Origin of the sequence: Xanthomonas sp. SHU 308 (assembly GCF_000364645.1) — a bacterium.
Lineage (GTDB): Bacteria > Pseudomonadota > Gammaproteobacteria > Xanthomonadales > Xanthomonadaceae > Xanthomonas_A > Xanthomonas_A sontii.
In genome coordinates, this window is sequence record NZ_AQOK01000019.1 from 1 (window position 1) to 7,713 (window position 7,713).

Genomic DNA, 7,713 nt, shown 5'->3' on the forward strand with positions numbered 1-7,713 from the left:
TTCTCCCGCAGCCCGGCGGGCCCCATTGCCCGCCGGGTAACACGTTCCTTCAAGGCCTCACACCACGATCGAGCCGATCCGCTCGACCCAGCGCTTGGCGCCGGCGCCTTCGGCCGCGAACGTGGCCAGCAGGTCGAACACCGCGTCGCTGAAGCCGCCGACATGCAGGATGTCGTCGCGTTCGACCGTCTGGCTGGTGGCCACCGGCTGCAGGTCGATACAGACCATGCGCGCCTGCGGACACCGCGCCTTCAATTCGGCCCAGGCCTGCATGGTCGCGGTCGCACCGCTACGGGTGTCGCGCCAGCTCTCGTTGTCCGACACCAGCACCAGCAGGTCCACCGGCGCACGCTGCGCGTTCAACTGCAGCAGCGGCGCGCTGACGCTGGTCCCGCCACCGCACAACGCGGCCAGTTGCTGCGCCTGCGCGATCACGTCCTGGCGCTGCCGCAAGCGCAGCGACCGCACCTCGGTGTCGAACGGCAACACGGTGGCGCGCGGATTGACCCGCTGCACGCAGGCCGCGATCAGCGCGGCCACATCGACGCAGCGCACGCTGCTGCTGGCGCCGCGGCGGAAGCCGGTCACCGGTGCGGCCATCGACCCGGAGACGTCCACCGCGACCACCACCTTGCCGTCCAGCCGCGGCACCTGCCGCGTCGCGATCTCCATCGCGTCGCGCAGCGCCTCGCCGATCTGCGGCGGCAACTGGCTGGCCGCGGTGCTGGCCACCAGCAACTGGTACGGGAACACCCGAGCGCGCTGGATCTGCGCCGGATCGCGCAAGCGTGCCGCCACCTGCGCCACCATCGCCTTGTCCTCGAACACCCCATGCCGCGCGAAGGTGTTGAGGTTCATGCGCAAGGTCTGCCACGAGGCGTTCCGGGCCAGCGCCGCCCAATGCGCCGCGGTCAGCGGCAGGGCGGTGTAGTACTGGAACGGCAACTCCGGCAACGGCCCCGACGGTGCGCGCTTGAACGCCTCGTACGCCTGCAGCATCGCCGGCAGCGCGTCCTCGCGGTACGGCTTGCCCACGACCCACGCGTACAGCGCCTCGCGCTCGGCATCGGCCGGCTTCGGGTGAACCATGCGGATCACATCGGCCAACGACGGCTGCTGGCCGATCGCCGCCTGCACGATGGTCTGCGCCGACGCCTGCTGCAGCCACTGCCGCACCAGGCGCTTGGGCCGCGACCCCAGCGACTTGCGCCCGAGTTGCCCGCTGCGCACGATCTGCACGAAGTTGCGCAGCAGGCGGCCATTGTCGATCACGCGCGGGAAGGCCCGTGCGAACAGGTCCGGATCGCGGGTGGTCAACGTGGCCAACAGCAATGCCGGCATGTCCTTCATGTGCGCGACCTGGCGTGCGTAGATCGCGGTCTGCGCGACGAAGGCCGGATCGACCTGCGCGCACAGCCCGAGTACTTGCTGCAGTTGCACCTCGGCACCCGCATAGAACGTGCCGTTCAAGCAGCCGGTGGCCGCATACAGCGCCAGCGCCGCCTGCGGCGAACGCGCATAGGCGGCGCCACCGGCGTCGTTGCGCACGGTCGCCGGCGGCAGCAGCGCGCCACGCGATGACGAGAACAGAGAGAGGTTGGCCATGTCAGGCTCCTGGCGGGAACGGCCCGCGTTGGTGATGCCCAGATATCGCAATGGCCGTGCCAACTTTGCCAGGCTCCGTCTATTTCATTGATTGGAAAGAAGAAATCCCTGATCAGGAAGAATTGGCCGCTTGCCCAGTACCGGATATTCCTATAACTTCAGCGACATTCTTATAAGGATGGATATGGACAGACCACAGGTGGTGTTCGGCATGCTCGGCACCCAGCTGGATGCGGGCAGCGGCCCCGGACGCTGGGAGAAGTGGCGCCCGACCGTGGCGCTGGGGATGCACGAGGACTTCCTGCTCAGCCGCCTGGAGCTGCTGACCGACCTGCGCCGCTACCAGAAGCTGGCGCAGTTGGTGAGCGAGGACTTGGGCCAGGTCTCGCCGGGCACACAGGTGCGGCTGCACGACACCTACCTGGCCGATCCCTGGGACTTCGAGGGGGTCTACGCCACCCTGCACGACTTCTTCGCCGGCTACGCGTTCCGCCCGGACGAAGAGGACTACTACCTGCACATCACCACCGGCAGCCACGTCAGCCAGATCTGCGGCTTCCTGCTGACCGAGAGCCGGCACTTCCCCGGGCGCCTGCTGCAGACCTCGCCGCCGCGCAAACAGGGCAGCGGCGAGGCCGGCGCCTACACCGTGATCGACCTGGACCTGTCGCGCTACGACCGCATCGCGCAGCGCTTCCACCAGCAGCAATTGCAGGACCGCGCACTGCTGAAGAGCGGCATCGCCACGCGCAATGCGGCGTTCAACCGCATGATCGAACAGATCGAGACCGTGGCCACCCGCTCCAGGGCGCCGATGCTGCTGATGGGGCCGACCGGCGCCGGCAAGAGCCAGTTGGCCAAGCGCGTGTTCGAACTGAAGAAACTCAAGCACCAGTTGCCGGGGCGTTTCGTCGAGGTCAATTGCGCCACCCTGCGTGGCGACGGCGCCATGAGCGCGCTGTTCGGCCATACCAAGGGCGCCTACACCGGCGCGGTCAGCGACCGCCCGGGGCTGCTGCGCTCGGCCCACCAGGGCCTGCTGTTCCTCGACGAGATCGGCGAACTGGGCCTGGACGAGCAGGCCATGCTGCTGCGGGCGCTGGAGGAGAAGCGCTTCCTGCCGGTCGGCAGCGACCGCGAGGTGGAGAGCGAGTTCCAGCTGATCGCCGGCACCAACCGCGACCTGCACCAGCACGTCGCGCAGGGCCGCTTCCGCGAGGACCTGCTGGCGCGCCTGAACCTGTGGACCTACCACCTGCCCGGCCTGGCCGAACGCCGCGAGGACATCGAGCCGAACCTGGACTTCGAACTGGAGCGCTGGTCGCGCGAGCAGCACCAGCGGGTGACCTTCAATCGCGAGGCGCGCAGCCGCTACCTTGCCTTCGCCACCGGCGCGGAGGCGCGCTGGTCCGGCAACTTCCGCGACCTCAGCGCCTCGGTGATGCGCCTGGCGACGCTGGCCAATGCCGGGCGCATCCAACTCGAACTGGTGGAGGAGGAAATCGCGCGCCTACGCCGGCAATGGCGCGACGGCACCCCGCCCTCGCCGCTGGACGCCCTGCTCGGCGAGGCGGCGGCGCAACTGGATCGCTTCGAGCGCGTGCAACTGGAAGACGTGGTACGGGTCTGCGCGACCGCCAAGTCGCTGTCGCAGGCCGGACGCGAACTGTTCGCCGTGTCCCGCACGCAACGCGCCAGCACCAACGACGCCGACCGCCTGCGCAAGTACCTGGCGCGGTTCGGCCTGGACTGGGAGCAGGTGCGCGAGGGTGGACGCGCCGCGGCGCAGGACTGAGCCAGGCGGGCACGCCTGTGACTTGCGCCTGGTCGCGCGGCGCGGCCGACTGGCCGGCCGGAAGCGGATCAGAAATCAGGTGGACCGGCGTCGCACCGGGCGCCAGCACCCTGCCCTGCGGCGCGCGCCAGGCTCAGCCCGCGCACTTCGCGCACAGCCCGTGCACTTCCAGGGTCTGCGCCTGCGGCTGGAACCCAAGCGCCTTGGCGCGCTGCTCCAGCTGGCTGACCACGTCGCGGTCCTCCAGCTCCACCGCGCTGTGGCAGCGGTCGCAGATCAGGAACGGCACCGAATGCTGGGCGCTGCTCGGGTGATGGCAGGCGACGAAGGCGTTGACCGACTCGAGCTTGTGCACGAAGCCGTTGGCCATCAGGAAGTCCAGCGCGCGGTACACCGTGGGCGGCGCGTCGGCGCCCACGCCCTTGCCTTCGCGCACCCATTCCAGCAGGTCGTAGGCCTTGACCGGGCGCCCGGCCTCGGCGATGAGCCGCAGCACGTTGGCGCGGATCGGGGTCAGGCGCAGACCGCGCTCGCGACTCACCCGCTCCACCACCTTGACGAAGTCGGCAGCGTCGTGGACGTGGTGGTGCGGCTCGGTACAGGCGGTCTTCTTGCTGGACATGGCGGTCTCCCGGGAATCAGCTTCCCGCTGGGATCTTGATGAGCGCGGCGTCGATGCGTTTCAAGGCCTCCTCGCGACCGGCCAGGTACACGGTCTGCGAGATGTCCGGGCTGACCTGGGTGCCGGTGATGGCCACGCGCAGCGGCTGCGCCACCTTGCCCATGCCGATCTCCAGGGCGGCGGCAGTGTCGTGCAGCGCGGCGGCGACGCCATCCAGGCTCCACTGCGGCAGCGCGGCCAACAGTTCGCGAGCCTTGCCCAGCGCCAGTTCGGCGCCCGGCTTGAAATGCTTGGCCACCGCCGCGTCGTCGTAGCGGGTCAGCGGGCGATACCAGACCTCGGCCTTCTCGGCCATTTCCTTCAGCGTCTGCACGCGCTCGCGCAGCGCCACCACAACCTCGGCCGCAGCCGGGCCGGCGGCCGGGTCGATGCCGAGCTTGCGCAACTGGAACTCCAGCTGCGGCGCGATAGTCGCCGGGTCGTCGCTCTTGAGGTAGTGCTGATTGACCCAGCCGAGCTTGGCCATGTCCAGGCGCGCGGCCTTGGAATTGACGTCCTTGACGTCGAACAGGTCGATCAGCTCCTGGCGCCCGAACAGTTCCTGGTCGCCGTGCGACCAGCCCAGCCGCGCCAGGTAGTTGATCAGCGCGTGCGGCAGATAGCCGGCGTCCTTGTACTGCATCACGTCGGCCGCGCCGGTGCGCTTGGACAGCTTGGCGCCCTGCTCGTCCAGGATCATCGGCATGTGCGCGAACTTCGGCACCGGCGCGCCCAGCGCCTGGTAGATGTTGATCTGCCGCGGGGTGTTGTTGATGTGGTCGTCGCCGCGGATCACCTCGGTGATGCCCATGTCCCAGTCGTCCACCACCACCGCGAAGTTGTAGGTGGGGTAGCCGTCGGGACGGAAGATCACCATGTCGTCCAGTTCGCTGTTGGCGATCTCGATGCGGCCCTTGATCAGGTCGTCGAACGCCACCACGCCCTCGGTCGGGTTCTTGAAGCGGATCACCCGGTTGGGATCGTCGCGGTACGGCAGGTTCAGTTCGCGCGCGGCGCCGTTGTAGCGCGGCTTTTCCTGCCGCGCCATCGCCGCTTCGCGCATGGCGTCCAGTTCCTCGCGGGTCTCGTAGGCGTAGTAGGCCTGGCCCTGCGCCAGCAACTGCTCGGCGACCTCGCGATACCGGTCCAGGCGCCGGGTCTGGTAGATCGGGCCTTCGTCATAGTCCAGGCCCAGCCACTCCATCGCCTCCAGGATCGCGTCGATCGCCGCCTGGGTGCTGCGCTCGCGGTCGGTGTCCTCGATCCGCAGCACGAATTCGCCGCCGCGGTGGCGCGCCTCCAGCCAGCAGTACAGCGCGGTGCGCGCGCCGCCGATGTGCAGATAACCGGTGGGACTGGGGGCAAAACGGGTGCGGCAGGCCATGGAACGCTCGAAACGACGGGAATCGGGCGATTTTACCTTGCCGGGGCGGCGCCTGCTGGCGCCGCGGGATTGGGGATTGGTGATTCGGGATTGGTAAAGCAGCGTCTCGCCCCGGGAACAGGGCATCGCGCGCCGAGGCGCGGCACGTTGCGGGAAACGCTCCTATGCGAAGCGACTCAGCTCCGCGCGCAGCACGGCTGGCGCCAATTGCCCGCGCCAATCGCGGTCGTTGGCCACTTGTGCGTTGGCGCGGCTGGCCTCGAACGCGGCGAAGTCCAACTCGGCGATCGCCCAGACCTGCTCGCCATGGGTCTGCGCGACGATGCCGTCGGCCGGGAAGCCGGCGTCCATCGGCGCGTACAGCGTGGCCTCGCCGGTGTTCACGTCCAGCGCCGGGCTCCACTCGGCGACGCCGGCGGTCACCGACTGGGCCACGAAGATGCGGTTCTCCAGCGCCCGCGCCAGGCAACCCACGCGCACGCGGGTGGCGCCGGCCTCGGTGTCGGTGCAACTGGGCACCACCAGCAGCCGCGCCCCGGCCTCGTACTGTGCGCGAACCGGCAGCGGGAACTCGCTGTCGTAGCAGACCGCCACGCCGGCGCGCACGCCCTCGGCCTCGAACACCTTCAGCGCCTCGCCGCCGTCGATCAGGCCGGTGGCCTTCTCGAAGCCGGTCAGTTGCAGCTTGTCCTGCCAGCCGTGGCCGCCGCCCGGGGTGAACCAGTAGGCGCGGTTGCGGTAGCGCCCCTGGCCCATGTCGAGCAGGAAGCTGCCGGCAACCACGTGCAGGCGATGGCGCCGCGCCAGGTCGGCGAACAGGGCCAGGTACGGCGCATGCAGTGCCTGGATCGCCGCCAGCGAGGCCGGCAGCCGCGCCGACACCTCGGCGCCGAAGGTCGCGGCCAGTTCCAGCGACAGGTACTCCGGCAGCACCGCCAGCTGCGCGCCGGCCTGCGCGGCCTCGCCGAGCAAGGCGGCCTGCTTGTCGGCGAAAGCGGTGAAGTCGGCGGGCGCGCCGATCGGATACTTGGCGACGGCGACTTTCATGCGGCAGGCTCCAGCGCGCGGGTCCAGAAACCCAGGGTATGCGGCGTCTCGCCGCGGTCGACCTCGTTCCACGGCAGATGCATGCGCAAGGCAGCCTGCGGCTGATAGCCGCGCTTGCGCCAGAACACGTCGTTGCCACGGTAGTCCGGCGGTCGCCGCGGGTCGTCGGGCGCCCGCTCCACCGAACAGAACGCGGTCAGGCGGAAGCGACCGAGCGCGCGCGCATGCGCCTCGCGCTCGTCGAAGAAGGCATGGCCGGCGCCGCGCCCGCGATACTGCGGCAACAGCACCGACTCGCCGAAATAGAACACCTCGGCCGGGTCGATGCCACTGCCGGCGAAGGCCGCGGCGAACGCCTCGGTGTCGTCGCCCAGCGGCAGCCCGGTGGAGGCCCCGACCACCTGCTCGCCGTCGCGCGCCAGCACGAACACGCTGTCGGGCGACGCCGCATAGGCGGCCAGGTACTCGCGTTCGTAGCCGAGGTCGCCGTCGTAGAGGTAGGGCCAGTCGCGGAATACCACGATGCGCAGCTGCGCGACCGCGTCCAGGAACGGCACGATCCCGGCGCCGCGCAGGCGCTGAATGGAGAGCGGAGAGTGCATCCGTGCACTCTACCGCAAGCGTTTCCCTGGCGCTGCCTGCCTGGCGATGCCCTTGCATGTGCCTCCTTGCCGCGTCCTTGCGCGGGCGTCCTGCCCGTCCTGTGGCGCACGCGCTTCCTTGACCTGCTTGCGGCGCCTTGGCGTGTGCGCCCTTGCCGCCTCCCTGCGTGAGCGTCCTGCCCGTCCTGTGACGCAAGCGCCTCCTTGCGCTAGCTGCCTGGGCGATGCGCTTGCGTGCGCCCTTGCAGCGTCCCTGCGTGGGCGTCCCTGCCCGTCCTGTGACCCGTGGCGGCATCCGTCCCGCCACCGTCGGTGTTTCTGCCATCAATGGCCGATGACCATCCGACCGATCCGCCCGCCGTGGCAGCGATCGATGCGGCTGCCCTGCCTCAGCGCCACCAGCGGCACAGCAGCGCGGCCTGTGCCGGCAGCACCAGCAAGCGCGCGCGGCCTTCCGCTTCCCAGGTCACGAACCCCGGCGCAGGCGTGTCCCCGCACCGCTCCACGTCCATCGCCCAGGCCGGATCGCGGCGCACCGCGCGCCAGGGGCAGTAGCGCCACGGCGCGGCATCGCCCGGCAAGGCCGCACGCGCCTGCAGCGCGCCGGCCAGGAACGCCA

7 protein-coding genes are annotated in these 7,713 nt (G+C 69.9%); 1 reads left to right on the plus strand and 6 read right to left on the minus strand.

Annotated elements, in window-relative coordinates:
• Positions 1 to 57: 57 nt before the first annotated feature.
• A complete protein-coding gene (locus D588_RS0101010; protein WP_017914659.1) occupies positions 58 to 1,605 on the minus strand; it encodes a TROVE domain-containing protein in 1,548 nt (515 codons plus the stop codon).
• A 184-nt stretch (positions 1,606 to 1,789) separates the two neighbouring features.
• On the opposite strand from D588_RS0101010, the gene rtcR reads away from it, so the two are divergent.
• Positions 1,790 to 3,400 carry an RNA repair transcriptional activator RtcR gene (rtcR, locus tag D588_RS0101015; RefSeq protein WP_017914660.1) on the plus strand — a complete coding sequence of 537 codons (1,611 nt, stop codon included), beginning with the start codon at positions 1,790 to 1,792 and terminating at the stop codon, positions 3,398 to 3,400.
• 133 nt (positions 3,401 to 3,533) lie between these two features.
• On the opposite strand, the gene D588_RS0101020 is transcribed toward rtcR, so the two are convergent.
• From D588_RS0101020 to D588_RS23740, 5 genes are all read right to left on the minus strand, one after another.
• The gene (locus D588_RS0101020; RefSeq protein ID WP_017907264.1) at positions 3,534 to 4,022 is read right to left on the minus strand and encodes a transcriptional repressor; all 489 of its coding nucleotides are present in this window, start codon (positions 4,020 to 4,022) and stop codon (positions 3,534 to 3,536) included.
• A 16-nt stretch (positions 4,023 to 4,038) separates the two neighbouring features.
• Positions 4,039 to 5,445 (minus strand): glutamate--tRNA ligase, encoded by a 1,407-nt coding sequence (gene gltX / locus D588_RS0101025; protein ID WP_017914661.1) that lies wholly within the window; start codon positions 5,443 to 5,445, stop codon positions 4,039 to 4,041.
• Positions 5,446 to 5,607: 162 nt separating this feature from the next.
• The gene (locus D588_RS0101030; protein ID WP_017914662.1) at positions 5,608 to 6,492 is read right to left on the minus strand and encodes a carbon-nitrogen hydrolase family protein; all 885 of its coding nucleotides are present in this window, start codon (positions 6,490 to 6,492) and stop codon (positions 5,608 to 5,610) included.
• Entirely contained in the window at positions 6,489 to 7,094 is a 606-nt protein-coding gene (locus D588_RS0101035; RefSeq protein ID WP_017914663.1) for a GNAT family N-acetyltransferase, read from the minus strand. Before D588_RS0101035 ends, D588_RS0101030 begins: the two co-directional genes overlap by 4 nt.
• 389 nt (positions 7,095 to 7,483) lie before the next feature.
• A partial coding sequence (locus tag D588_RS23740; RefSeq protein WP_043082956.1) for a hypothetical protein occupies positions 7,484 to 7,713 on the minus strand: 230 nt, incomplete at its 5' end.

Coding starts and splice junctions, on each gene's coding strand:
- gltX (WP_017914661.1), bottom strand. CDS start 5,445: ATGGCCTGCCGCACCCGTTTTGCCCCCAGTCCCACCGGTTATCTGCAC.
- D588_RS0101030 (WP_017914662.1), bottom strand. CDS start 6,492: ATGAAAGTCGCCGTCGCCAAGTATCCGATCGGCGCGCCCGCCGACTTC.
- D588_RS0101035 (WP_017914663.1), bottom strand. CDS start 7,094: ATGCACTCTCCGCTCTCCATTCAGCGCCTGCGCGGCGCCGGGATCGTG.
- D588_RS0101010 (WP_017914659.1), bottom strand. CDS start 1,605: ATGGCCAACCTCTCTCTGTTCTCGTCATCGCGTGGCGCGCTGCTGCCG.
- D588_RS0101020 (WP_017907264.1), bottom strand. CDS start 4,022: ATGTCCAGCAAGAAGACCGCCTGTACCGAGCCGCACCACCACGTCCAC.
- rtcR (WP_017914660.1), top strand. CDS start 1,790: ATGGACAGACCACAGGTGGTGTTCGGCATGCTCGGCACCCAGCTGGAT.